Source organism: Cohnella boryungensis (assembly GCF_042651945.1).
GTDB classification, from domain to species: Bacteria; Bacillota; Bacilli; order Paenibacillales; family Paenibacillaceae; genus Cohnella; species Cohnella boryungensis.
The window spans coordinates 226,668-249,422 of the sequence record NZ_JBHSED010000035.1; the positions used below are offsets into that span (position 1 = coordinate 226,668).

The window sequence follows — 22,755 nt, forward strand, 5'->3', positions numbered from 1 at the left end:
ATGATTTCATGCGGGGAACAGCCGGCAGGAGTGCTTGATCCTGGTCTTCGGAGGTGCGCGTATCTATGGGACTCGGTATGGATTCGGGGCTGATCCTCCTGCTATTCGCGATCGGTTTTGTCGGATCAATGCTATCGGGCATGGTCGGAATCGGCGGTTCGATTATCAGCTATCCGATGCTGCTCTATATACCTCCGGTGCTTGGCTTCGCGGCATTCTCGGCTCAACAGGCGTCGTCCGTTATCGCAGTGCAGGTGTTTTTCGCGACATTGGCAGGGCTCTTCGTCTTTCGGAAAGGCGGGTACATCGACAAAGCGCTTGTACTGGTCATGGGAAGCGCCATCGTCATCGGGAGCTTTGCAGGTGGCTACGGCTCAAGATTTCTTGCAGATTCGGCAATCAATTTGACCTACGCCATCCTTGCGTTGATCGCCGCTGCCATGATGTTTTTGCCACGAGGGGGACAGGAGGATAGAGATCGGTCGAAGCCGAGCTTTAACAAGCCGACAGCATTTGTCCTCGCGGCGATCATCGGCGTTGTCTCCGGCATCGTCGGCGCGGCGGGCGCGTTCATTACCGTTCCGGTGATGCTGGTCGTGCTTCGCATCCCGACAAGAGCGGCGATTGCCTCCTCACTTGCGATCACCTTCGTGTCGTCGATCGGCACGGTGGCCGGCAAGCTGTTCGGAGGCCATATACTGCCGGGGCCATCCGTCGTTCTGGTCGTTGCGAGCCTGATTGCCGCACCAATAGGCGCAGCGATCAGCAAGCGAGTCGGCACGAGATCGCTGCAGCGGATTCTGATGGCGTTAATCGCGGCGGCTTCCTTGAAAATAGGGGCGGATTTATTCTTATGAACGATCAGAAAGTAGAAGGGGGTAGAGGGATGGATAAGGAGCAAACGACGATCGTCCTCTTCAGCGGGGAACTGGATAAAGCCATTGCCGCCTTCATTATCGCGAACGGAGCGGCGGCTTATGATCATGAGGTGACGATGTTCTTTACCTTCTGGGGGCTCAATGCGATGAGGAAGGAAGAGGCGGTCAAAACCGACAAAGGATGGCTAGAGAAAATCTTCGGCTGGATGATGCCGCGCGGCGCCAACAAGCTTGGACTATCCAGAATGAATATACTCGGCATGGGTCCCTCCATGATTCGGCACGTCATGAAGAAGCATAAGGCTCTGTCTCTTCCGCAATTGATTGGATTGGCGCAAGAGCAAGGCGTCAAGCTCGTAGCATGTACGATGACGATGGATTTGCTGGGATTGAAGCGGGAGGAGCTGATCGACGGCATGGAACTGGCCGGAGTAGCGGCTTATCTGGGAGACGCGACGAAGGCAAAGGTTAACCTGTTTATTTAAGCAGCCGATAGCGCGGCTTTCTTTTTTGCTCTATAATATACCCATGTAGGTATTAGGGGCGCATGAAATGGAGGCAGGAGCTCGATGGCTTACGAGTATAACGACGATCTGAAAAAACGTTTGAGGCGCTTGGAGGGGCAAGTACGCGGCGTGCTGCGGCTAATGGAGGAGCGAAAGGATTGCAAGGATGTCATTACCCAGCTTTCAGCGGTACGAAGCGCAGCTGACAAAGCGATCGCGACAATCGTGGCCGAAAATCTGGAGCAATGCATTCTTGCAGAGCAGGCGTCTGGCGGAGATACGAAGCGGATGGTCAAGCAAGCGATCGAATTGTTGGTGAAGAGCCGGTGAATAAGCCGGATACAATTCCCTTTCGAGGGTTGCTCAAAATCCAGAACGCAGATAGCGGCTGCTCCCTTACCCGGACAGCCGCTTTTAGCGCGTGCGAATGCCTGATTATTTCCTTGGAAAGGTTGCGCTGGCCGTTGGCGCATGTTACAACATAGAATACGAAGTTTACGCGCAGGGAGTGGAACCGGATGTCGTACAATTTCCCGTCCCCCCGGGAAGAGGAAGAAAAGCGGTTGTTGGTCGTGCTGGAGCAGGTAGGCAAGCGGATGCGCAAGGAAATGGCGCTTCTCGGAGAACGGCGGGGAGACGTCGTGGGCATTCGTCAGGAATTCTGGGACGACGTGCGGATGAACTTCTCCGATTCGTCGGAGGTTGCGGAGACATGGACCAGCATCGTGCAGCAGGCGGAGGTGCTCGCAGAGCGGGAGCGCAGCCACCGGATGGCGTCGGAGGCGGTGGAGAAGCTTACGAAGCAGTTCGACACTCCGTATTTCGCGAGAATCGATTTCGCCGAGGAGGGCGGAGAGGCGGAAAGGATCTACATCGGCCGCGCGTCTCTGGTCGGCGAGGATGGAGAAACCTTCTACGTCTATGATTGGCGGGCCCCGGTATCCAGCCTGTTCTACGATCATGAGCCGGGGCCCGCCATGTACCGGGTTCCAGACGGCCGGATCGAGGGCGAGCTGGAGCTGAAGCGCCAATTCGTCATTCGCGCCGGTCAGATGAAGCATATGTTCGATACGTCGGAGACGGTCGGGGACGAAATCCTGCAGGCGGTTCTGTCGGAAGGATCGGATACGGCGATGAAGAGCATCGTGGCTACGATTCAGAAGGAGCAGAACGGCATTATCCGCGATGAGAGGCATAAGCTTCTCGTCGTGCAGGGAGCTGCGGGGAGCGGCAAAACCTCGGCAGCCTTGCAGCGGATCGCTTACTTGCTCTATCGGTTTCGCGAGACGCTGACCCCGGAGCAGATTATTTTATTTTCCCCGAATCCGGTATTCAAGGGGTATATTTCGCGTGTGCTTCCCGATCTCGGCGAGGCGAACATGCGGCAGATGACGTTCCGGGAGCTCATTGAAGCCCGGCTGGGCCGCAGATTCGAGGTCGAGGATCTCTTCTCCCAGACGGAGGCTCTGGATGCGAGCGACGGTGCGCCGGAGGGGGAAGCCAGGGAACAGGCCGTGAAGTACAAAGGCTCGGAGCATTTCTTCCTGACGACGGAAAATTATTTGAAGCGGCTGAAGCAGGAAGGCGTGAGGTTTCGTACGCTTCGTTTCCGCGACAAGACGATCGCTGCGGAGGAAGACATCTCGCAGCAGTTTTACGCCGTTCAGGCTTCGGACGGGTTCGCTACCCGAGCAGCCTACGTCAAGCGCTGGCTGCTTGAGCGGCTAAAGGCGTGGGTCGATTCCCAGATGGGGGAGGCGTGGCTGGAAGAGGCTGCGGAGCTGGTCGATCAGGAGGACATCCAGCGCGCTTATGTCGACGTAAGACGAAGCGGCGGATTTCATGACGAGGTGTTCGACGACGAGGAGCAAATGAGCCTCAGGCTTAAGCGCAAAGTCGCCGAAGAAGCTATCGCCCCTATCGTCAAGGCGGTTCGGTCCTATCGGTTCATCGATGCCGTCGCCACCTACAGGATGCTGTTCGAGAGCCGGCCTTTGTTTGCCTACTGCGCCCCGGACGGCAAGCTTCCGAAGGGCTGGGAGTGGATGAATCTGCGTCTGGAGGAAAGCCTTTCGCGCAAGCGGATCGATCACGAGGACGCGACTCCGCTGATGTACCTGTCGGAGGCGCTGGAAGGCTTCCGACGCGTGGAGGGCAGCATTCAGCATGTATTCGTGGACGAAGCCCAGGACTATTCGCCGTTCCAGGCGGCTTTCCTTCGCCGTCGGTATCCGCGCGCGCGGATGACCGTGCTGGGGGATTTCAACCAAGCCATCTACGTGCAGTCCCAGGATAGCGGCGGCTTCGGCGGCTGGACGCGGCTGATGGATGCCGGCGTCTCCTCTGTCCTGAGGCTGACGACGAGCTACCGCTCGACCGAGGAGATCGTGGCGTACACGAAACGGATTTTGCTGCCGGAGGATGCGGCGAACATCGCGCCGTTCCATCGAAGCGGCGAGAAGCCGACGCTTGCCGTCTGCGAAGACGGCGGCGAGCTCGGCGAGCGGATGGCGGCGGACATCGCGCAGCTTCTCGGACGAGGCTACGGAACGATCGGCGTCATTGCGAAAACAGCCCGGGATTCCGGCGACGCGGCTGCGCTGCTGAAGGAGATACTGGCCGAGGATATTCCGCTGACGCTGGTTACCGGAGGCGCGGCCGAGCTGCCGAAGGGCGTGTCCGTACTTCCTTCTTACCTGGCCAAGGGCATCGAGTTCGATGCGGTGCTTGTCTGGGATGCTTCCTCCCGGCGTTATGGCCAGGAGAAGGATCGAAAGCTGCTTTATACGGTATGCACGCGCGCCCTGCACGTGCTGCACGTCTATTCCATCGGCGAAGCCTCTCCTTGGCTTCCCGGGTCAGGAGGACCGAGATGAACCCGCAAGCGATAGAGGCGCTGCAGACTTATTATGGCTACGATAGATTTCGGGCAGGCCAGGAAAAGCTGATCGACGCGATTCTGGACGGTCGAGACGTGCTCGGCATCATGCCGACAGGAGCGGGCAAGTCGATCTGCTACCAGATTCCCGCCTTGCTGCTTCCCGGCGTTACGCTGGTCGTCTCGCCGCTGATCTCCCTGATGAAGGATCAGGTCGACGCGCTGAATTCAGCGGGCATCGAAGCGACCTACGTGAACAGCTCGCTGTCCGCCAGGGAAACCGCCGACAGAATGCGCGCCGTGGCCGCCGGCCATTACAAGCTGCTCTACATCGCTCCCGAACGGCTTGAGTCGGAGCAGTTCCGCGCGTTGGTGCGCAGGCTGGAGGTGCCGCTGATCGCGGTGGACGAAGCGCATTGCGTCTCTCAATGGGGACATGATTTCCGCCCGAGCTACATGACGATCGTTCGGCTGCTGCAGGACATCGAGCCTCGTCCGGTGATGGCCGCGTTTACCGCGACCGCGACGGATGTCGTCAAGGACGACATCGCAGTGCGGCTGAAGCTTCGCGATCCGGCGCGGGTGACGACCGGCTATGCTAGAAGCAATCTGGCGATGTCGGTCGTCCGCGGCGCGGACAAGCGGGATTTCGTAGAAAGATACATTAGAGAGCATCCCGATCAAGCGGGCATCATCTACGCCTCCACGCGCCGCGAAGTGGAGAGCGTCCATTCGTTCTTGCGGAGCCTTGGCGTTCCCGCTGGCAAATATCACGCGGGCTTAAGCGAAGAAGAGCGCGCCGAGACGCAGGAAGCTTTCCAGCGGGACGACCTGCAGATCATCGTGGCAACGAACGCCTTCGGTATGGGCATCGACAAATCCAACGTCCGCTACGTCCTTCACAACAACATGCCAAAAAATCTCGAAGCCTACTACCAGGAAGCCGGGCGCGCGGGAAGGGACGGAGATCCGGGAGAGTGCGTGCTGCTGTTCTCGGCCCAGGACGTCGTGACGCAGAAGTTTTTTATCGAGCAGAGCGAAGCCGACGAGGAGCGCAAGCGCAACGATTACCGGCTGTTGAACGACATGGTGCAGTATGCGCATACCGGGGACTGCTTGCAGCTTGCTATTGTCCGTTACTTCGGGGAGGAAAACGGCCAGCCTTGCGGAACGTGCGGCAACTGCACGGATACGCGGGAGAGCAAAGACGTGACCGAGGAAGCCAGGTTTATTTTCGCCTGCGTCTCCGAGATGAAGCAGCGTTTCGGCGTAACGCTGACGGCGAAGGTGCTGCGGGGCGCGAACGACGCGAAGATCAGGCAGTTCAATTTCGACCGTCTTCGGTCATACGGCCGATTGAAGCATATGGGGGAGAAGCCGCTCGTGCAGCTCATTCATACGCTCGTAGCGGACGGTTACCTGCGCATGTCGGATACCGCCTATCCGGTCGTGCAGCTCATGGAACCTGTGCTTGAGGTGATGCGCGGCGAAGCGCGCGTCTATCAGAAGGTCGAGCCGGAGGCGCCTCCTGTGTCCCGCAGCCGTTCTCGCGCCGACGGGACGACAGCCCCGGTCGCGAACGCGGAGCTGTTCAACGCGCTGCGTCAGCTGCGCAAGCGGATTGCGGATGAAGAGGGGCTTCCGCCGTTCGTCATCTTCCATGATGCGACGCTGCGGGAGATGTGCGAGGCGATGCCTGAGACCGAGCGCGAGATGCGCGGGGTCAAGGGCGTCGGCGCCGCCAAGTACGAGAAGTACGGCCAGGCGTTCCTGAAGCTGATTCGGGAATACCGATAATCGTATCGAGCCTTCTCTCGTCACGAGGGACAGGCATGAACGAGAACTTGAGCGTCCGGATATGTGAGAGGCCCATGCAACTGAGCATGGGCCTGCTCGATATTTCTGCTTCGCTTCCTTATTGCAATCGTACTAAATTCCACTTCTGCGCGCCGGTGCCGTTATCGGTCCAGATTTGCACGTTCGTCCCGTTGGCCGTTCCGGAAGAGGAGACGTCCAGCGCTTTGCCGCTGTTCGGGTTAACGAGCTTGTAAGTGCCGTCCGCATTCAGGACGATGTTCCAAGTCTGCGCGGCATTTCCCAGATCGGTCCATACCTGAACGTTCGTCCCGTCGGCCGTCCCGGTTCCCGCCACGTCGAGCGCAAGGGCGCTGTTCGTATTAATCAGCTTGTAGGTGCCGTTCGCGTTACGGTAAATTGTCCACTTCTGCGCGCCGGTATTGTTATCCGTCCAGATTTGCACGTTCGTGCCGGGCGCCGTTCCGGATCCCGAGACATCTAAAGCTTTGCCGCTGTTCGTATTGATCAACTTGTACGTTCCTCCGGAAACGATACCGGTTGATGGAGCAGCGCCGTCTTGATAGACCCGGACGTAGTCCACATACATTTTAGCCGGGAATTCGGTCGAGGAGTTCGGGGAGCCTGGCCAATTTCCGCCCACCGCCATGTTGAGCAGCAAAAAATGCTCCTTGTGGAACTCTTCCGTCGAGTTGACGTTGTTCGCGATATTGGCTTCCCAGAACTGGACGCCGTCGACCAACCACTTGATCGCGCTGGCCGTCCATTCGATGGAGTAAACGTGGTACTGGGTCACATCAAAGGTGTGGCTGGGTCCGCCGTACGAGGCATGGCCGCCGTTGACGTCCCAATGGATATACCCGTACGTGTTGTTTTCGTTGTTGATGTGCTCCATAATATCGATCTCGCCGCTTTTTGGCCAGCCTACTGTACCGATGTCCGCTCCCAGCATCCAGAACGCGGGCCAAATGCCTTGTCCCTTCGGCAGCTTGATTCTCGCTTCGATTTTTCCGTATTTAAAGCTTTTTTTACCTTGGGTTTTCAGACGGGCCGAAGTGTAATTCATACCTCCGTAGGCTTCCCGCTTCGCTTCGATCACGAGGTTGCCGTTCTCGATCCGGGCGTTCTCCGATCGGCTCGTGTAATACTGCAATTCGTTGTTTCCCCAACCGCCGCTGCCGGTGCCGATGTCGAACACCCAATTGTTCGAGTTGATCGAGCTTCCGCCGAATTCGTCGCTCCAGACGAGCGAGTAGGCTGCGTTCGCTTTCGGCGCGGGGAACAATGCCGCGGCGAGCGCCGCAACCAGAAGAATAACGTACGACTTCTTGCCGGTGAACAATCGATTCATCATGATCCCTCCTCGGTAATTTGGGGTGGTACAAAAGAATTTCAGTAAATAAAGCGCTTACAAGAACAGTCTAACACGAAGTTGTTTTTCTAAAAATAGTTATAAATTACTGATTTAAACATTTTTCAAGGGCGTTTCGAGAGAAGTCTTGTCGGTTCCCGTCGCATCGGCGGTGACGGCGCGGTGTGGATGAAGAAGCGGAGTGTCCGGGTCGCCGCGCTGGCGGTGCTGTGCGCCTGAACGGAGAGTGGCGGTTCTATTAGGGGAGAGCTGTGATCCCGGAAGGCGAGGCCGACCGTTCGGAAGCTATGCCGACGTGCAGGGAGAATGGGAGCGCAACGAAAAGCCGGGCCGCGGATATGCGACTTACCGGCTTACCGTATCCTAGAATTGACCGTCAAGATTACAGATCTGCCTCACGCGTACTTGATCTCGATTGGCACCAGATTCGCCTGCAGAGGGCTCCACTTCGGCACGCCGTACTTCGTCATGTAGCCGAGCGTGTTCAGATGCGTTTCCACGCTTCTTTCCTCATTCATCTTCTCCAGCAGCTTCCAGCAAGCGATAATGTCGTTGAGCGACCGGTGCGCGCCTTCCAGGACGATGCCGTAACGTTCGCACATGTCTTTCAGGTTATGAGGGTATGTATGCCGCTCGCGGGCGATCGTCAAAGTGTCCAGAAAGTCGTTCCTGAACGATCGTTTCGCGAACCTCATCAGCGCGTGATGCAGAAACCCGAGATCGAATAAAGCGTTGTGGGCGACGATCACGCTGTCTCCGATGATTCGGTTCAGGATGCGGAAGGAGGTCTCTTCTTCCATTCCGTTCACGAGGTCGCCGTCGGTGATCCCGGTAATCTCCGTGATTTTCGGGGCAAGCTTGCCGTCGAAGCGAATCAGCGTCTGGAACTGGCTGACGATCTCCCCTCCGTAGCAGCGGATAGCCGCCATTTCGATCACGCGGTCGCGCGCCGGGTCAAGGCCGCTGGTTTCGAAGTCCAGCACGGTGATGTTATCCAGCTTCATGTCGAGGTCTCCTTTAGCGGATTACAGTAGTCTATAGGCAATACGCCCTTGATACCTCTACATTACCACAAGTTTCCTATCGAATTCTAATAGGGTGAGGGGACCTGCAGGTCCCGGCATGCGCAGCAAAGCCAGCCGGGAAAACCCGGCCGACATTGCTTGCGGCGTTGTGCCGCTTAGCTCCGAACGGCTGCAAGGCGCGCGATTTCCTGCTCGAACTCTGCCAGAATCCGATCCAGTCGGGCAGAATCGAGAGATTCGGCGTACAGCTCCTCCAGTCGATCTTGAAGGGACCTCGCTTCGGCAAGCAGCTGAATCGATTGTTTCATTTTCGCGCCATACTGTTCCTTCAGCGCGGTCAATGGAGCGGAATGGGCTTCGTCCGTTCCCGGTTGAATGCAGCCAGAGTACATATCCACGACCTGATCGCCGGGACGATCGGGAAAATACTCGTGCGGCGCCGTGCTGTCGAAAATGGCGAAGCCGAGCTCGCGAACGATGATCATGTCCAGACTGTTCGGATCGAAGCCGCAGTGATAGATCTCGGCGTCGAATCCCCTTTCGGCCGCAGTAAGCGCCAGCTTCTTCAGCATCGTGGATTTCCCCGAGCCGGGTCTGCCCTTGATCAGATACCGCCGCAGCCCCTCGGTCAGATTGGGGACGCAATCTATCGCCCCTTGCGGCGTTGCCGCTCCAAGAAAGCGATGCTTCGCACGCCCTTCGCCCTCCTTCCGGCGCTCTCCGAAGAGCTCCTGCTCGCAGCGCTGCGTCAATCGGTCCGCGGCCGCAAAGTCCATGTTCCCGATGTAGATTTTTTCCCAATCGTCATGAACGCGAAGCGCCTCGGCGAAGCCGGCATAAGCGCTCTCGAAGCGCTGCGAGATTTCGTTTTTGAGGGATTCGACTGCGGCTTCGCAGGCGAGGAGTCGTTCCTGCTCGCAGGCCTCTCCCAGATTGACGTCATGCACCGCGATTCCAGCGAGCTCAGGCGCATGCGCAGAAGGAGTCGTATCGTCGAGAATCCCCGCTCTCAGCTCGGGGACGATTAGTCCGTCCAATGCGGCCGCATCGGAGGGACTATGAATGAACCATACCTCAAGGCCTGTCGCCGCCAAGCGCTCTCCGAGGGAGCGCAGGCCGCACAATTTTCCCAAGCCTGCTCCACCTCGCACAACGTAGAGACGCTCCAGCTTCTGCAAGGACGAAGGAAACAAGCTGACGAAGCCTCGCGCCGTGTTGCCTCCCGCGTAGAAATGATAAGCCGTACTCGCCATATCCGTCACACCTTCTTGGGCTAATATCAGGGCATATACCCATCCTATTGCTCAAGAGTCGAAAAGGTGCGCCGGCGGTTCTCAGGCCCGTCGGGCAATATCAAAAGGGCCGAGCGGGCGCGTGCGCCGCTCGACCCTGTTCGGTCAAAGCCTATTTATCGAGGTTTACGCCTTCGTTCTCGTTAGACAGCCTGGTCACCTCGAACAGCTTGAACAGCAAGCTGAACACGATGGCGACGACCGTGGCGAGCGCCATGCCGGTCAGCTCGAAGTCTCCCGACTTGATCTTAAGGCCGCTCAGCCCGGTGACCAGCACGACCGTGGTCAGAAACAGATTGATCGGCTTTCCGTAGTCGATCTTCGATTCGACGAGCATCCGCAGGCCGGATGCCGCGATGATCCCGAACAGCAGCAAAGAGATGCCTCCCATAACGGCTATCGGAATGTTGGCGACGAGCGCCGAGAACTTGCCGAGGAAACTAAGCGCGATCGCGATTACCGCGGCCCCGCCGATGACGAACGTGGAGTAGACGCGCGTCATCGCGAGCACGCCGATGTTTTCCCCGTACGTTGTGTTCGGCGTTGCGCCGACGAAGCCGGACAGCATCGTCGAAAGTCCGTTGCCGAGCATCGAGCGATGCAGGCCGGGGTCCTTCGATAGATCCTTGTCCACGATGTTGCCGGTCACGATCAAGTGGCCGATATGCTCGGCGACGACGACCAGCGCGGCCGGTACGATCGTCAAGATGGCCGTCCAATGGAATATGGGGGTCGTGAACGTCGGAGTGTCGAACCAACGGACTCCGTCAAGGAAGCCGAATTTGATTTCGCCCATCGCATACGCCAGCACGTAGCCGAAAACGATTCCGATCAGAATCGGAATAATACGCATGAAGCCCCGGAACAGCACGTTGCCGAGCACCGTTACAAGGATGGTCGACACCGAGATGATGACCGTATTCGCATCCATCGTCCAGTCGGGGGAAGCGCCGAGCGGTGCGATCCATCCGGCCATTCGCGCGGCGACCGGAATAAGCTCCAATCCTATGACGGCGACGATGGCCCCCATGGCCGCCGGAGGAAACACGACGTTAATCCAGCTCGTTCCGGCGAATTGAATCACGATTGAGATCAGCGTAAATACGAGACCCGCGATGATAAAGCCGCCCAACGCGGCGGCGTAGCCGTCGCCATCCGACGCGAACTTGCCGATGACCGCGCCGGCGGGCGCGATAAAGGCAAAGCTCGATCCGAGGTAAGCGGGAATTTTCCCTTTGCACACCCACAAGTAGAAGAGCGTGCCGATGCCGTTCATAAGCAAACAGATTGCCGGATCGACGCCCAGCAGGTTCGGAACGAGCACCGTCGAGCCGAACATGGCGAATAAGTGCTGCAGACTCAGCGTCAGGCTTTGTCCGATGGGGGGCCTCTCATGGACCCCGATTTCGCGTTTCATACCTTTTTTTGCCTCCCAATGCAAGGGTTGTGTCGTTCGAGATTTTCTTTGTTGATTCTACCTACAACCGTGTTCGGTGGCAAGCGTTTTCTGCGAGCTTATACGAAGTTTTCATGCTCTTTGTCGTAAATTCGGCTATAATAAAAAGAAGTGTGTCTGTTGATGTTATAAGGAGGATTACTTTGAACCATCGAGTTACGATTAACAAAAAAGAAATTTCCGTTTCCTTCACCCATTATTTCGATTCCGAGCTGGGGGATTTTTTGTTTAAGCAGGTTATGTGCGACGTCTACATGCCAAGCAATGAAGCGGTTCCGATTGACGTCGAGAAGGAGCAGATCCGCCGCATCGTGGAAGGCTTCAAGAAGCGCAAGGAGCTTTACGACGAGATTCCGAAGGAAATGGTCGGCGGCAAAGCTTATTACGTGATCAATTCCAAGATGCGCTACGACCTGGACTGGCTGAAGGGAAAGAAGAAGGAGAGACCGATATCGCTGGCCGAGCATGAGAAGATGAAGGCCGACGCGGCGCGCGGCATTCTGCCTGCCCAGAAACCGCCTGAGGAGCCGGAGGAAGAGTCGGTTCCGGTCGCGGAGACGCCCAAAGCGCCGGAGTACAAGGACAATCGGCGCAAGTTTCTGCTGGCGAGCGGCTTCAGGCACAACCTGGCGACGAACAATTGGGAGATCAAGGATATCCGGTTTCCCGATGCCAAGATCGACCGTTCCCCTTCGGATCAGGAATTCGAAGAAGGGATGAAGCGGCTGCTGGATGCTTCGTACCAGAATCACTTGAAGCGCAGAAAAGCAACGGAGAAGAAGTAAGGGCGAGGGGCCATGCCCCTTCAAAGCCTTACATACGGCGATGCGACGGGGCATTCCCGCCGCATCGGCCGTCGCTGCAGCGAAGGGATGCTCCATGGCGGAGCATCCCTTCGTTTGTGTCCATGACGATGCCGTTACCCGTTCTGGCGGCGGTACTCGGTCGGGCTGCAGCTGCTTTCCCGCCGAAACGCCTTGGCGAAGTGATTCGTATCGGGATATCCGACTCGATCGGCCACTTCCTTGACCGTAAGCGAGGTGGAGCGCAGCAGCTCGCGGGCCTTCTGCATCCGCTTGCGATTCAAATACTTGAGCGGGGATACCGCAAAGTGCTTGTTGAAGTAACGAACGAGATAGTTGGGATGAAGGTGCACGTGCCTGGCGAGCTGCTCCAGCGTGACGGGCTCCGCCAAGCGGGCTTCGATGAATCGCTCGATCCGGTCGAGCCGCTGCATATCCCCGGCGCGCCCCGGCAGCACCCGAGTGCCGGTTCCCGCTTCCTCAAGGAACAAAGCAATGATTTCCAGCAGCACGGCTTTTTCCCGAATGCGCGACAGTAAAGCCTCGTTCGCGTGCAAGGAGGCCAGCTCCTCGAACAACGACAGCATGCGCGATTCGTTGCGGATATCCACGCAATGAGGGACGTCGAACCACTGAAACAGATCGAGCTCTCCGATGGAGGCCGTGAAATGACACCAGTATTTCCGATACGTGTTGTCGTTCACGACAGAATAGGACTGCTCCACATTGGCGGGCATGAACACGAGCTGGCCCGGCTTCGGATAATACTCCTTACCGCCGATTCTGATCCAGCCCTCGCCGTCGCGAATATAGTAGAGCTTGTTGTACCCCGGAATATAATCCAGCTCCCGCCACTCCGGCAGGCAGTGGGTGAAGTGCGCCTCCACCGGCTGGACCTTCAGGTTATGAAGCAGCTCGGCAAGGAAGGCCGAGCTATTCTGAAGCGGCACCGTCGGTTCACCTCTCTATAAGTTAATCCTGTCCCCATATTGGCTAATTGCTAACCTTTAGATTATAACAAATGGTTGCTAGACTGGGGATAAGCAAAACAAGAGGGAGCGTTGACACGATGGGACACACGTACATCGAGCAAAGAACCGACAGAACGAGATGGTTTCTGAACGACCGATTCGGCATGTTCATCCACTGGGGCTTGTACGCGATTCCGGCGAGAGGCGAGTGGGTAAGAAGCACGGAGAGGCTTAGCATCGAAGATTACCAGCCTTACTTCGACGAGTTCAATCCCGTAAGGTACAACCCGCGCGAATGGGCGAAGAAGGCCAAGGCCGCGGGCATGAAATACGCCGTTCTGACGGCGAAGCATCACGACGGCTTCTGTCTGTTCGACAGCAAGTTGACGGATTACAAGGCAACCAATACGAAGGCGGGGCGCGATCTCGTTCGCGAATTCGTGGATGCCTTTCGCGAGGAAGGGCTGAAGGTAGGGCTTTATTTCTCCCTGATCGATTGGTATCATCCCGACTATCCGGCCTACGGGGACAGAATACATCCGATGAGAGACGATGAGGCTTTCCGCCGCGATCCCGCTACCTTTGACCGCTATCTCGATTACATGCACGGACAGGTTCGCGAGCTGCTGACGAATTACGGGAAGCTGGACTTGATGTGGTTCGATTATTCCTATGATGAAATGATCGGGGAGAAGTGGCGCGCCACCGAGCTGATGGAGACGATCCGCTCCCTTCAGCCGCACATTATCGTGGATAACCGACTGGACGCAAGCGGGGAAGAGGGCGGCTCGATCTATTCGAAGGAGCCTTCCTTCTACTCGGGAGATTTTGCTTCGCCGGAACAGATCATTCCGCCAAGCGGAGTCGTCGACGACAACGGTAATTCCATTCCGTGGGAAGCGTGCATTACGCTGAACAACAACTGGGGATACGCGGCAGCCGACAAAACGTACAAGACGGCGAAAACCGTCATTCGCAAGCTGGTTGAATGCGTCAGCAAAAACGGCAACCTGCTGCTTAACGTCGGCCCGGACGCGCAAGGGGAAATTCCTCCGGAATCGCTGCGCATTCTGGAGGAGGTCGGCCATTGGATGCGGCAAAACGGGGACAGCATCTACGGATGCGGGCAAGCGGAGCTGCCGAAGCCGGAATGGGGACGTTACACGCGCAACGGCAATAAGCTGTACGCCCATCTGTTCGAGGAAAGCATCGGCCCGGTTAACCTAGCCGGACTGGCCGGGAAGATCAAGCACGCAAGATTGCTGGCCGACGGCTCCGAAGTGTTCGTCTCGCGGCCTTGGAATGCGGCGATGTATCCGGACGACGCTTACTTCAACTTTGCCCGGCCGGAGCACTTCACCTATCCGCTCCCGGACGAGCGCGACACGGTCGTCGAGATTGTGCTGAACAACGAATAACTCGCAGCCGCCCGTTCTCCCGCCTTCAGGCGGGCAACGGGCGGCTTTTTTTTCGAGACTATGCGCGTCAGAGGGAGGGGAGCTCGGGAAGCTTCAGCAGCTGATGCAGATCGATCGAAGCCGGACGTCCGTATTCCCGAAAAAAACGTTCGTCCATCGGCAGCGAATCCTCGAAATCCACGACGACCGCGTGTTCCCCGTCCGACAATCGGGCGTTGTGCCGGTAAGCCTCCCTGTCCTCCAGCGAGCTTGCTTCCCGGAACTCGGCCAGCGCTTCGGCATGGCGGCCTTGCTTGCGGAGAATAACGCCCAGCGTATTGTGCGCCAGAGCCCAATCCGGACGCAGCCTAATCGCTTCGCGGGCGTCGCTCTCGCGATGCGCCAAATAGTAGCCGCCGTGAAGCAAGCTGCAGATGGCCGTATCGAGATGCGCCTGCGCCGCGTGCTCCGGGTTGGCGTAGTCGAAGCCCTCTCCGTCGTCGAGGATGCGGTAGCGAAAGGAATTCTCCCAGTAAAATTGCGTGTTGGTCAGGTTTTTGTATTCCCAGTGGAGCAGAAGCTGGCCTTCCTCGCTGCTGGGCACCCCGCTGAGTCCAATATGACGGAAGGGATGGCGGATAAACCGCCTCCGCTCGAATACGATTTCGTCCCCCTCCAGGTAGACGAACCAGTTGTGCGAGGGATTGGGGCCGAAGAGCAGCTCGTAATTTCTTCTGGGCGTCTCGATGAAGCCGCGTTTGGCGACGCGCATCATCTCCTCGCAGGCGCGATCGGGAGCTTGCGTATGCTCGAACACCTGTCTTGCGATCGCCAGATCGAACGCCTTGTCGGCAAACGGCAGCTCCTCCGCAAAGCACTGCACATAGGAGATATCGCTGCGAACATGATTTCCCGAGCGATGTCCGGAGAAGTCCAAATAAGGCTCGGTGACGGTATCCGCCCTGGCGAAGGGCTGGGAGCCTCCGCCGATATCCAGCACCCTGTCCTGATCGCCGATGGCGAGCACCTGGGCAAGCAGCTCGTCGTGCAGAGCGGGATAGACCTCGCCGAAGCCGTTGCGCAGGCGGATTTCCCGATGGCCCTGTCCGAATCGGACGTTAAAGGTCGCATTGGAGTGCAGCATGAACAGAAGCGCCTCCTTCAAGAATCATATGACTAGCTTATGATTAGCGCCGGATGGTTTATGTCGCTTCCCGGAGGGCAAGAGCGTCTGCAGCCCGACAGCTTGCGCATGGGATAGGCACCTGCGGGGCGCTGTTTCAATAAAGTAATGGAAGAGGTTCAGCAGAGGAGCGGGACGCCTATGAAGGGCTACGACAATCGGACGGCGATTTTCCTGGCGGCGGTATGCAGTCAGACCTATGCGCATTTTAACGATCCAAACGGGTCTTTCGTAATTCCGGCCGGCTTCGAGCTTGTCGGAGAGTTCCGCGCGAGCTCGCTTGTCGGCAGACCGGAGAAGTTCGGCTTCGTGCTGCAATCGGATACCCATGGACTCCTTGCTTTTCGCGGCACCAGCTCGACGTCGGATTGGGCTTCCGATGCAATGGCAAGCCAGACGAGGTATAAATGGGTCAAAAACGCCGGGATGGCGCATCGCGGCTTCTCCAATATCTATCATTCGGCGAGAACTGGCGTTATGGCGCTTCTGGAGGAGATTTCCCCGAACAAAACGCTTTACGTGACCGGGCACAGCCTCGGGGGAGCGCTTGCAACCCTGTGCGCGATCGACGTTGCGGCCAACACCCGGTTTCGTTTTCCCGTGACTTACACGTTCGGCTCGCCTCGCGTCGGCGATCCGGCTTTCGCTAAGGCCTACGATCAGAAGGTCGGCCGGAGCTTCAGGGTTCATAATCGCTTCGACGTAGTGACCCATCTGCCTCCGGTGACCTACCAGCTGCCGAAGCGGGGCAGAACGTTCTACTATGACCATGTTCAGCATTCGAAGCAGCTTAGCTTCCATAATGGCTCCGTGCCGGGCAACCACGTCATCGGCAGCTATTACGCCGAGCTGGCCGGGGCCGATCCGCTGTTCGCCGAGCGGCTCAGCGCGATGAATCCCGGGCTTTGCCCGGATTGGCGTCAATACGCTTATGGCATGAGTACTTTCTAGTCGGAATAGGGAAGCGCAGAGAGACGGCCTTCGGACTTCCGGAAGAGGGACGAAGGTTTCGCTTTACATTACTTTAAATCCGAGTTATCTTATTGGTTAAGTAAAATAAAGAGTGATCCGCACATCGGGAGGGGGTGCCGCGTGAACATCGAGAACATCGAAGCCTTCGTCTATGTGATCCATTGCGGGAGTTTCAATAAAGCGGCGGAAGCGTTATACTTATCCCAACCGTCGGTAACGGCGCGGATTCAGTCGCTTGAACGGGAGCTGGATTGCAGGCTGTTCGATCGTCAGGGCAAGCAGGTGCAGATCACGGAGGAAGGGCGGCGATTTCTGCCTTATGCGCAGCAGCTATTGCTTACCTACCAGAAGGGCAAGCTGCATGTGAATCGCAAGAAATCGGTGCCGGAGGAAATCAGGATCGGCTGCACCGTGTCCGTGTCGAACTACATCATCCCGGAGCTTCTGCCCCGGTTGAAGCTTGCTTTTCCCAATACCCATTACAAATTCGTAACGGGAAGAACCGACGAGATCGTAGGCAAGGTGCTGGGCAGGGAGGTCGACATCGGCTTCGTCCGAGGCGTCAATCATCCGAGCCTGGATTCGGTCAAATTTTACGAGGACCCGATCACGCTGTATGTCTACGAGAAGCACCCTTTTATCGGAGCCGAGCGGCTCGCGGTAGAGCAGATCGCCCGGCAGCCGCTCGTGTTCTTCGAGTGCGGGGCGCTCGATTGGCTGCGCATTCATCGGTTGTTCGAGCATCTTGACCGGCCGCCCAACATTCTGATCCAGACCGACAATTCGGAGATGGCCAAGAAGCTGGTCGTCCGCGAGGCGGGCATCTCCTTCCTGCCGGAGCTCTGCGCGAAGCAGGAGGTCGCGGAGGGCAAGCTGATTCCGATCCGCATCCCGGAGACGGAAGGCATCTCCCTGCAGACGAACGTCATTGCGCATCTGGGAGACCATGCTTCTTTTATCAGCGAAATCATCGATATCGGCAAGCAGCTTAATACCTTAAACCTACTGAATCGGAGGAATCGCGCATGAGTCAAATCGTCATTATTTCCGGAAGCCCTACGCCGGGCTCTCGGCTGAACGGGATTATCGAGCGAGTCGAAAGCAATTGGAAGGAGAAGGGGATCGAAGTCGGCCATATTCGGGTGGCCGATCTTCCCGCCGAGGCGCTGCTTCACGCGAACTTCAAGGACGAGAGCATTCTAGCGGCTCTCGCGCAGGTGGAAGCCGCCAGCGGCGTCGTGATCGCCAGCCCGGTGTACAAGGCTTCCTATACGGGCATTCTGAAAGCCTTTCTTGATCTGCTGCCGCAGACTGGGCTGAAGGGCAAGGCCACCTTGCCGCTGTTCATCGGCGGAACCATCGCGCACTTGCTCAGCTTGGACTATGCGCTGAAGCCGGTGCTATCCGTACTCGGCAGCCGCAACATTCTCGGGGGCGTATTCGCGATCGACCAATGGGTGCAGCGTCTGGACAACGGCGGCTTCGAGCTGTCCGATGAGCTGCGCGAGCGTCTGGATCGCTCGGCGGACGAGCTGGCCGAGGAGGTCGCCTGGCTGGGCGTGCGGGCGAACGGCAACGGCTCACAAGCCTAAGGGCAGGAACAAGGAATCGGGGATGGAGCGGGAGCTCCATCCTTTTTTTACATATCAGAAAGTATAAAACTTGGACTTCTTATCCCATCTGATAGCTCGATACAAAACGTCTGCCGCCGTACCCAAGGACGGCGAAGCCGTTTTTACTTGGCGATACAGGCTCTATAAGTTTCAAGCTTATCCTTCTCTGAATCGTCTCCGCAAAGCTTCTCCGGCTGTCGGAGGACGCCGAAGGCGTTGTTGCTTGGCGAACGATCGGACTTTTGAATCGACATATAGAAGATCTCTATTACAGAATCCATTGACGGTCAAAAGGGGATGGTGCTATTGTTAATCGCAACAATAATTCTTACTTAACCGCTAGGAATTATGAGTTTAATAATCGTAGAAAAGCGGAGGGATTCATCGTATGAAAAAAACAGCTATTGCCGTCATCCTGCTCACCCTGTCACTCTCGCTGGCCGCATGCGGCGGCAAGGACAACAACGCCCCCGGTTCGGCTCCTAACGCCGCACCGAGCGAAGGCGCGCAAGGAGAAGCGCCGGCGAAGGTAACGAAGATTATCGTCGGAACCGGAACCCAATTCCCGAAGGTATGCTTCATCGACGAGAACGGCAAGCTGACCGGCTTCGATGTGGAGCTGGTCAGGGAAATCGACAAGCGGCTGCCCCAATACGAATTCGAGCTGCAAACGCAGGAGTTCAAAAGCCTGCTGCTCAGCCTCGAAACGAAAAAGATCGATTTCGTGGCTCACGAGATGGAGAAAAATCCCGAGCGCGAAGAGAAGTACTTGTTCAATAAGGAGCCATACGCGCATTGGAGAAATAAGATCGTGGTAGCCAAAGGCAACGATACGATACAGTCGCTGGACGACCTGAAGGGCAAGAAGGTGCTCGTCGGCGCGACCAGCGCTCAAGCGCAAATTATCGAGAACTACAACAAGGAGAACGACAACGCCATCCAGGCCGTCTTCACCAGCGGCGCCGCCAACGATACCGTGCAGCAGATCGTCAGCGGGCGGGTGGATGCGACGCTGGCGGCGGACTTCGCGCTCTCCCTGATCGATCCGGAAGGCAAATTGCAAACGGCGGGCGCGGCGCTCTCCGAAGCGGATATCCTGTTCATGTTCCGGAAGAACGACGAGGAAGGACAGAAGCTGTCGGACGCCATTGACGGCGCAATCCGGGAGCTGAAGGCGGACGGAACGCTCGCGAAGCTGAGCACGGAATGGCTGGGCAACGACTTTACGAGCGAGGAGTAATCGAGCTCCCTTCTTACGACGAATATCCCAGCGAGAGGGTGAACGCGCAATATGGGCGCACAATTCGATATCCAATACGTGCTCGAATATTTCGTGAAGCTGCTGCCGTACATTCACATATCGCTGCTGATCGTGGCGGCGTCGATCGTGCTGGGCCTGGTCTTCGGACTGCTCGCCGCGCTTCCCCGTCTCTACCGCGTTCCCGTGCTGCAGCGGCTTTCCCAGCTCTATGCTTCCTTCTTTCGCGGAACGCCGATATTGATTCAGCTGTTCCTGCTGTACTACGGTCTGCCGGAAATATTGAAGCTGGCGAATATAGATATCACAAGGCTTCCGGTGCTAGTCTTCGTGATTCTCGTCTATGGCCTGCACAGCGGCGCCTACGTCTCGGAAGCCATCCGGGCGGCGGTGTCCGCGGTAGACCGGGGACAGGTCGAAGCCGCTTATGCGGTAGGGATGACGGGCTTCAAGGCGTTCACCCGGATCGTGCTTCCTCAGGCGTTCGCGATCTCGGTGCCGGTGCTGGCCAATCTCGTCATTGCGACGCTGAAGGACACTTCCCTTGCGTTCACGCTCGGAGTTATGGAATTGACCGGGAAATCGCAGACGCTGGCCACGATGTCGCGGCACTTTATCGAGACTTACATCGCTCTGGCAGCGGTATACTTCATTCTCAGCTTTGCGCTGGAGAAGCTGTTCCTTCTGGCGGAGCGCCGTCTGTTGAAGCATGAGACAGCCGCCTCCGACGCCAAGCCGGTGTCGCTGGGCAAGAAATGGCTGAAACGTCAGGCGAAAATGGAGATTACGCTCGGTAAAGGGGGCACGAGGGCATGAAGCTGGATTTGTCGTTTATCTGGACGGCTTTCGTGAGCTTGCTCCCCGCGGTGCCGACGACGCTCAAGATCACGGCCGTGTCCGTGCTGTGCGGATTCGCCATCGGCACGTCAATAGCGCTATGCCGCATGTATCGCGTGCCCGTGCTTCATCGGATCGCCGCCGCCTACGTCACCGTTATTCGCGGAACGCCGATGCTTACCCATCTCATGATCATTTACGTAGGTTTGCCGCTTATCGTGGACGGTCTGGCGGAGCATTTCGGCTGGTCGTTCCGATCGGTGCAAATCCCGATGATCGGCTTCGCATATCTTTCCTTCTCGATTACGGCAGGCGCTTATTTCTCGGAAGTCGTCCGTTCCGGCCTGCTCTCGGTGAACAAGGGCCAGTTGGAGGCCGCGCATGCGGTCGGGATGACGACGCCGCAAGCCTTAAGAAGGATTGTCTTCCCGCAGGCGTTCGCGGCGGCGCTGCCGAACCTGTCCAACAGCATCATCGGAATGCTGCACGGTTCCACGCTTGCCTTCACCGTATCTGTCGTCGACATCAACGCGCAGGCGGAGATCGTGGCAACCGGCAACTGGAAATTTTTCGAAGCTTATTTGGCCGCCGCCCTGCTGTTCTGGGGATTAACGATTGCGATCGAACGGCTGTCGGCGCTGCTGGAGAAGCGGGTAACCCGATACAATCGCGGAGGTGTCGCATGATCAAGCTCAGAGGAATAACGAAAGCCTTCGGTCGCAACGCAGTGCTGAAAGGGATCGACCTGACGGTGGAGAAGGGGGAGGTCGTGGCGATTCTCGGCCCGAGCGGTTCGGGCAAAACGACCTTGCTCAGATGCATTAATTATTTGGAGAAGCCCAGCGCAGGTGAGATTTCCATCGGCGAATTCCGCGTCCAGTGCAAGAAGCCCGCGAAGAAGGACATTCAGGCCTTGCGGCGAAAAACGGCGATGGTGTTCCAGCAGTACAATCTGTTCCGGCACAAAACCGCTCTGGAGAATGTCATGGAAGGCCTGATCGTCGTTCAGAGGCTGCCGAAGCAGGAGGCGCGCAAGCGAAGCGTCGAGCTGCTGGAGAAGGTCGGACTGGGCGACAAGCTGGACGCTTACCCGAGCCATTTGTCCGGAGGACAGCAGCAGCGGGTCGGAATTGCCCGCGCCCTGGCGCTGAATCCGGAGGTGATCCTGTTCGACGAGCCGACTTCGGCGCTCGACCCCGAGCTTGTCGGGGAGGTGCTCGCCGTCATTCGCAAGATCGCGAAGGAAGGCATCACGATGATCATCGTGACCCACGAGATGGGCTTCGCCCAGGATGTGGCCAGCCACATCGTGTTTATGGAAGGGGGAGCCGTCGTCGAGGAGGGCCCGCCCCGAGCTCTGTTCCAATCGCCCAAGGAGGAGAGAACCCGGCAGTTTCTGGCGCGATTCACTGCGGAAAGCGCCTATTCCATATAGAATGAAAATCAGGAGGAGAGACGGATGACCTTGCAGCTCGGCATTTTGGATCAAAGCATCGTTTTCCCCGGACAGACGCCGTCAGAAGCGCTGGCCAATACGATTCGCCTCGCACAGCTCGCAGAGGAGCTCGGCTATGCGCGCTTCTGGGTGTCGGAGCACCATGATTCCTCCCAGATGGCCGGCGCTTCCCCGGAAGTGCTCATCTCCCATCTGCTGGCTCGCACGGAGAGCATCCGCATCGGCTCCGGCGGCGTGATGCTCCAGCACTACAGCCCGTACAAGGTTGCGGAAAACTTTAACGTCCTGGCTTCGCTTGCGCCCGGCAGGGTCGACCTGGGAATCGGCCGAGCGCCCGGGGGGTTGCCTCGATCGACGAGGGCGTTGCAGAAAGGGATTGCGGAGCCTGAATCGCTCGAAGACAAGCTGTCCCAGCTGGAGCGCTATTTGCGCGGGCCGCTCCCCGAAGGCGAACCTCTTGCGGGATTGCAGGCGAATCCGCTGCCGGCTCAAGCGGCGGATGTCTACTTGCTCGGAACAAGCGTTTCCAGTGCAAGATTAGCCGCCGAGAGAGGGTATCCGTACGCGTTCGCCCTGTTTATCAACAATGACCCGGAAGCGGCGCGCCAAGCCTTCGAGGCTTATCGGACGCACTTTAACCGGGACAAGGGGAGAGAGCCGAAAGCCCTGCTCGCCCTGTCCGTCATCGCGGCCGATTCGGAGGAGGAGGCCGCAGAGCTGGCCGGCAGCTTCAAGAGCGTTCGCGTGACGCTGGCCAGCGGCAAAACGGTGAACGTGGGCTCGCTGGAGCAAGCCGAGGAGTTCGCGAGACAGGCGGGCGAGACTTACACGACCGAAGTGCGGGATGCAGACATCACGAAGGGCACGAAGGCGACGGTTCGCCGAAGGCTGCTGGAGCTGCGAGAGACCTATGGCGTAGACGAGTTGATCTTTACGACGATCGTAGCCGATTTCGAGAAACGCGTCCGCTCGTTCCGACTGCTCAAGGAAGCGTTCGAGGAGCAACCGGTCTGAGCAAAAGCAAAGATTCAGAATGACAAGGA

23 protein-coding genes are annotated in these 22,755 nt (G+C 57.7%); 16 read left to right on the forward strand and 7 right to left on the reverse strand.

Annotation, left to right across the window (positions count from 1 at the left end; translation table 11 throughout):
- The first annotated feature begins 65 nt into the window (after positions 1 to 65).
- From ACFO1S_RS16535 to recQ, 5 genes are all read left to right on the forward strand, one after another.
- Entirely contained in the window at positions 66 to 857 is a 792-nt protein-coding gene (locus tag ACFO1S_RS16535; protein ID WP_378127155.1) for a sulfite exporter TauE/SafE family protein, read from the forward strand.
- Between the two features lie 29 nt (positions 858 to 886).
- Positions 887 to 1,363: a DsrE/DsrF/DrsH-like family protein gene (locus ACFO1S_RS16540; RefSeq protein ID WP_204603495.1), complete on the forward strand. Its 477-nt coding sequence runs from the start codon at positions 887 to 889 to the stop codon at positions 1,361 to 1,363.
- A gap of 84 nt (positions 1,364 to 1,447) precedes the next feature.
- Positions 1,448 to 1,714 (forward strand): metal-sensitive transcriptional regulator, encoded by a 267-nt coding sequence (locus tag ACFO1S_RS16545; RefSeq protein WP_204603494.1) that lies wholly within the window; start codon positions 1,448 to 1,450, stop codon positions 1,712 to 1,714.
- A 188-nt stretch (positions 1,715 to 1,902) separates the two neighbouring features.
- Positions 1,903 to 4,260, forward strand: a complete 2,358-nt coding sequence (gene helD / locus ACFO1S_RS16550; protein ID WP_204603493.1) for an RNA polymerase recycling motor HelD — start codon at positions 1,903 to 1,905, stop codon at positions 4,258 to 4,260.
- Positions 4,257 to 6,059: a DNA helicase RecQ gene (gene recQ, locus ACFO1S_RS16555; RefSeq protein WP_204603492.1), complete on the forward strand. Its 1,803-nt coding sequence runs from the start codon at positions 4,257 to 4,259 to the stop codon at positions 6,057 to 6,059. The genes helD and recQ overlap by 4 nt, the downstream gene beginning before the upstream one ends.
- A 118-nt stretch (positions 6,060 to 6,177) precedes the next feature.
- Here recQ and ACFO1S_RS16560 read toward each other — a convergent pair whose 3' ends face one another.
- Positions 6,178 to 7,428, reverse strand: coding sequence for an RICIN domain-containing protein (locus ACFO1S_RS16560; RefSeq protein WP_204603628.1), 1,251 nt, complete (start codon positions 7,426 to 7,428; stop codon positions 6,178 to 6,180).
- Positions 7,429 to 7,675: 247 nt separating this feature from the next.
- Between ACFO1S_RS16560 and ACFO1S_RS16565 the strand changes: the two genes are divergently transcribed.
- Entirely contained in the window at positions 7,676 to 7,816 is a 141-nt protein-coding gene (locus ACFO1S_RS16565) for a hypothetical protein (protein WP_378127158.1), read from the forward strand.
- Positions 7,817 to 7,844: 28 nt separating this feature from the next.
- Here ACFO1S_RS16565 and ACFO1S_RS16570 read toward each other — a convergent pair whose 3' ends face one another.
- The 3 genes from ACFO1S_RS16570 to uraA form a co-directional block, all read right to left on the reverse strand.
- Positions 7,845 to 8,453 (reverse strand): 3'-5' exonuclease, encoded by a 609-nt coding sequence (locus tag ACFO1S_RS16570; protein WP_204603491.1) that lies wholly within the window; start codon positions 8,451 to 8,453, stop codon positions 7,845 to 7,847.
- Between the two features lie 176 nt (positions 8,454 to 8,629).
- Positions 8,630 to 9,727 (reverse strand): PRK06851 family protein, encoded by a 1,098-nt coding sequence (locus tag ACFO1S_RS16575; protein ID WP_204603490.1) that lies wholly within the window; start codon positions 9,725 to 9,727, stop codon positions 8,630 to 8,632.
- 151 nt (positions 9,728 to 9,878) lie between these two features.
- The gene (gene uraA / locus ACFO1S_RS16580; RefSeq protein ID WP_204603489.1) at positions 9,879 to 11,183 is read right to left on the reverse strand and encodes a uracil permease; all 1,305 of its coding nucleotides are present in this window, start codon (positions 11,181 to 11,183) and stop codon (positions 9,879 to 9,881) included.
- Positions 11,184 to 11,365: 182 nt separating this feature from the next.
- Between uraA and ACFO1S_RS16585 the strand changes: the two genes are divergently transcribed.
- Complete coding sequence (locus ACFO1S_RS16585) at positions 11,366 to 12,007, forward strand: hypothetical protein (RefSeq protein ID WP_204603488.1); 642 nt, start codon at positions 11,366 to 11,368, stop codon at positions 12,005 to 12,007.
- Between the two features lie 134 nt (positions 12,008 to 12,141).
- On the opposite strand, the gene ACFO1S_RS16590 is transcribed toward ACFO1S_RS16585, so the two are convergent.
- Positions 12,142 to 12,975 carry an AraC family transcriptional regulator gene (locus ACFO1S_RS16590; RefSeq protein WP_204603487.1) on the reverse strand — a complete coding sequence of 278 codons (834 nt, stop codon included), beginning with the start codon at positions 12,973 to 12,975 and terminating at the stop codon, positions 12,142 to 12,144.
- A gap of 119 nt (positions 12,976 to 13,094) precedes the next feature.
- Here ACFO1S_RS16590 and ACFO1S_RS16595 point away from each other — a divergent pair, with 119 nt between their 5' ends.
- Positions 13,095 to 14,414 (forward strand): alpha-L-fucosidase, encoded by a 1,320-nt coding sequence (locus ACFO1S_RS16595; protein ID WP_204603486.1) that lies wholly within the window; start codon positions 13,095 to 13,097, stop codon positions 14,412 to 14,414.
- 67 nt (positions 14,415 to 14,481) lie between these two features.
- Here ACFO1S_RS16595 and ACFO1S_RS16600 read toward each other — a convergent pair whose 3' ends face one another.
- A complete protein-coding gene (locus ACFO1S_RS16600) occupies positions 14,482 to 15,537 on the reverse strand; it encodes a class I SAM-dependent methyltransferase (protein WP_204603485.1) in 1,056 nt (351 codons plus the stop codon).
- A gap of 180 nt (positions 15,538 to 15,717) precedes the next feature.
- Between ACFO1S_RS16600 and ACFO1S_RS16605 the strand changes: the two genes are divergently transcribed.
- The 3 genes from ACFO1S_RS16605 to ssuE all read left to right on the forward strand — a co-directional run bounded on the left by ACFO1S_RS16605 (position 15,718) and on the right by ssuE (position 18,140).
- Entirely contained in the window at positions 15,718 to 16,527 is an 810-nt protein-coding gene (locus ACFO1S_RS16605; RefSeq protein WP_204603484.1) for a lipase family protein, read from the forward strand.
- Between the two features lie 141 nt (positions 16,528 to 16,668).
- Positions 16,669 to 17,577, forward strand: a complete 909-nt coding sequence (locus ACFO1S_RS16610; RefSeq protein ID WP_204603483.1) for a LysR family transcriptional regulator — start codon at positions 16,669 to 16,671, stop codon at positions 17,575 to 17,577.
- Positions 17,574 to 18,140: an NADPH-dependent FMN reductase gene (ssuE, locus tag ACFO1S_RS16615; RefSeq protein ID WP_204603482.1), complete on the forward strand. Its 567-nt coding sequence runs from the start codon at positions 17,574 to 17,576 to the stop codon at positions 18,138 to 18,140. The genes ACFO1S_RS16610 and ssuE overlap by 4 nt, the downstream gene beginning before the upstream one ends.
- A 143-nt stretch (positions 18,141 to 18,283) precedes the next feature.
- Here the strand turns inward: ssuE and ACFO1S_RS16620 are convergent, their stop codons facing one another.
- Positions 18,284 to 18,415: a hypothetical protein gene (locus ACFO1S_RS16620; protein ID WP_378127161.1), complete on the reverse strand. Its 132-nt coding sequence runs from the start codon at positions 18,413 to 18,415 to the stop codon at positions 18,284 to 18,286.
- Between the two features lie 134 nt (positions 18,416 to 18,549).
- Here ACFO1S_RS16620 and ACFO1S_RS16625 point away from each other — a divergent pair, with 134 nt between their 5' ends.
- From ACFO1S_RS16625 to ACFO1S_RS16645, 5 genes are read left to right on the forward strand one after another with little or no spacing between them, the layout of a single operon-like run.
- Positions 18,550 to 19,401, forward strand: coding sequence for a transporter substrate-binding domain-containing protein (locus ACFO1S_RS16625; protein WP_204603481.1), 852 nt, complete (start codon positions 18,550 to 18,552; stop codon positions 19,399 to 19,401).
- A 51-nt stretch (positions 19,402 to 19,452) separates the two neighbouring features.
- Positions 19,453 to 20,235, forward strand: a complete 783-nt coding sequence (locus ACFO1S_RS16630; protein WP_204603480.1) for an amino acid ABC transporter permease — start codon at positions 19,453 to 19,455, stop codon at positions 20,233 to 20,235.
- The gene (locus tag ACFO1S_RS16635; protein ID WP_204603479.1) at positions 20,232 to 20,942 is read left to right on the forward strand and encodes an amino acid ABC transporter permease; all 711 of its coding nucleotides are present in this window, start codon (positions 20,232 to 20,234) and stop codon (positions 20,940 to 20,942) included. The genes ACFO1S_RS16630 and ACFO1S_RS16635 overlap by 4 nt, the downstream gene beginning before the upstream one ends.
- The gene (locus tag ACFO1S_RS16640) at positions 20,939 to 21,691 is read left to right on the forward strand and encodes an amino acid ABC transporter ATP-binding protein (protein ID WP_204603478.1); all 753 of its coding nucleotides are present in this window, start codon (positions 20,939 to 20,941) and stop codon (positions 21,689 to 21,691) included. Before ACFO1S_RS16635 ends, ACFO1S_RS16640 begins: the two co-directional genes overlap by 4 nt.
- Positions 21,692 to 21,715: 24 nt before the next feature.
- Entirely contained in the window at positions 21,716 to 22,726 is a 1,011-nt protein-coding gene (locus tag ACFO1S_RS16645; RefSeq protein ID WP_204603477.1) for an LLM class flavin-dependent oxidoreductase, read from the forward strand.
- The last annotated feature ends 29 nt before the right edge of the window (positions 22,727 to 22,755 follow it).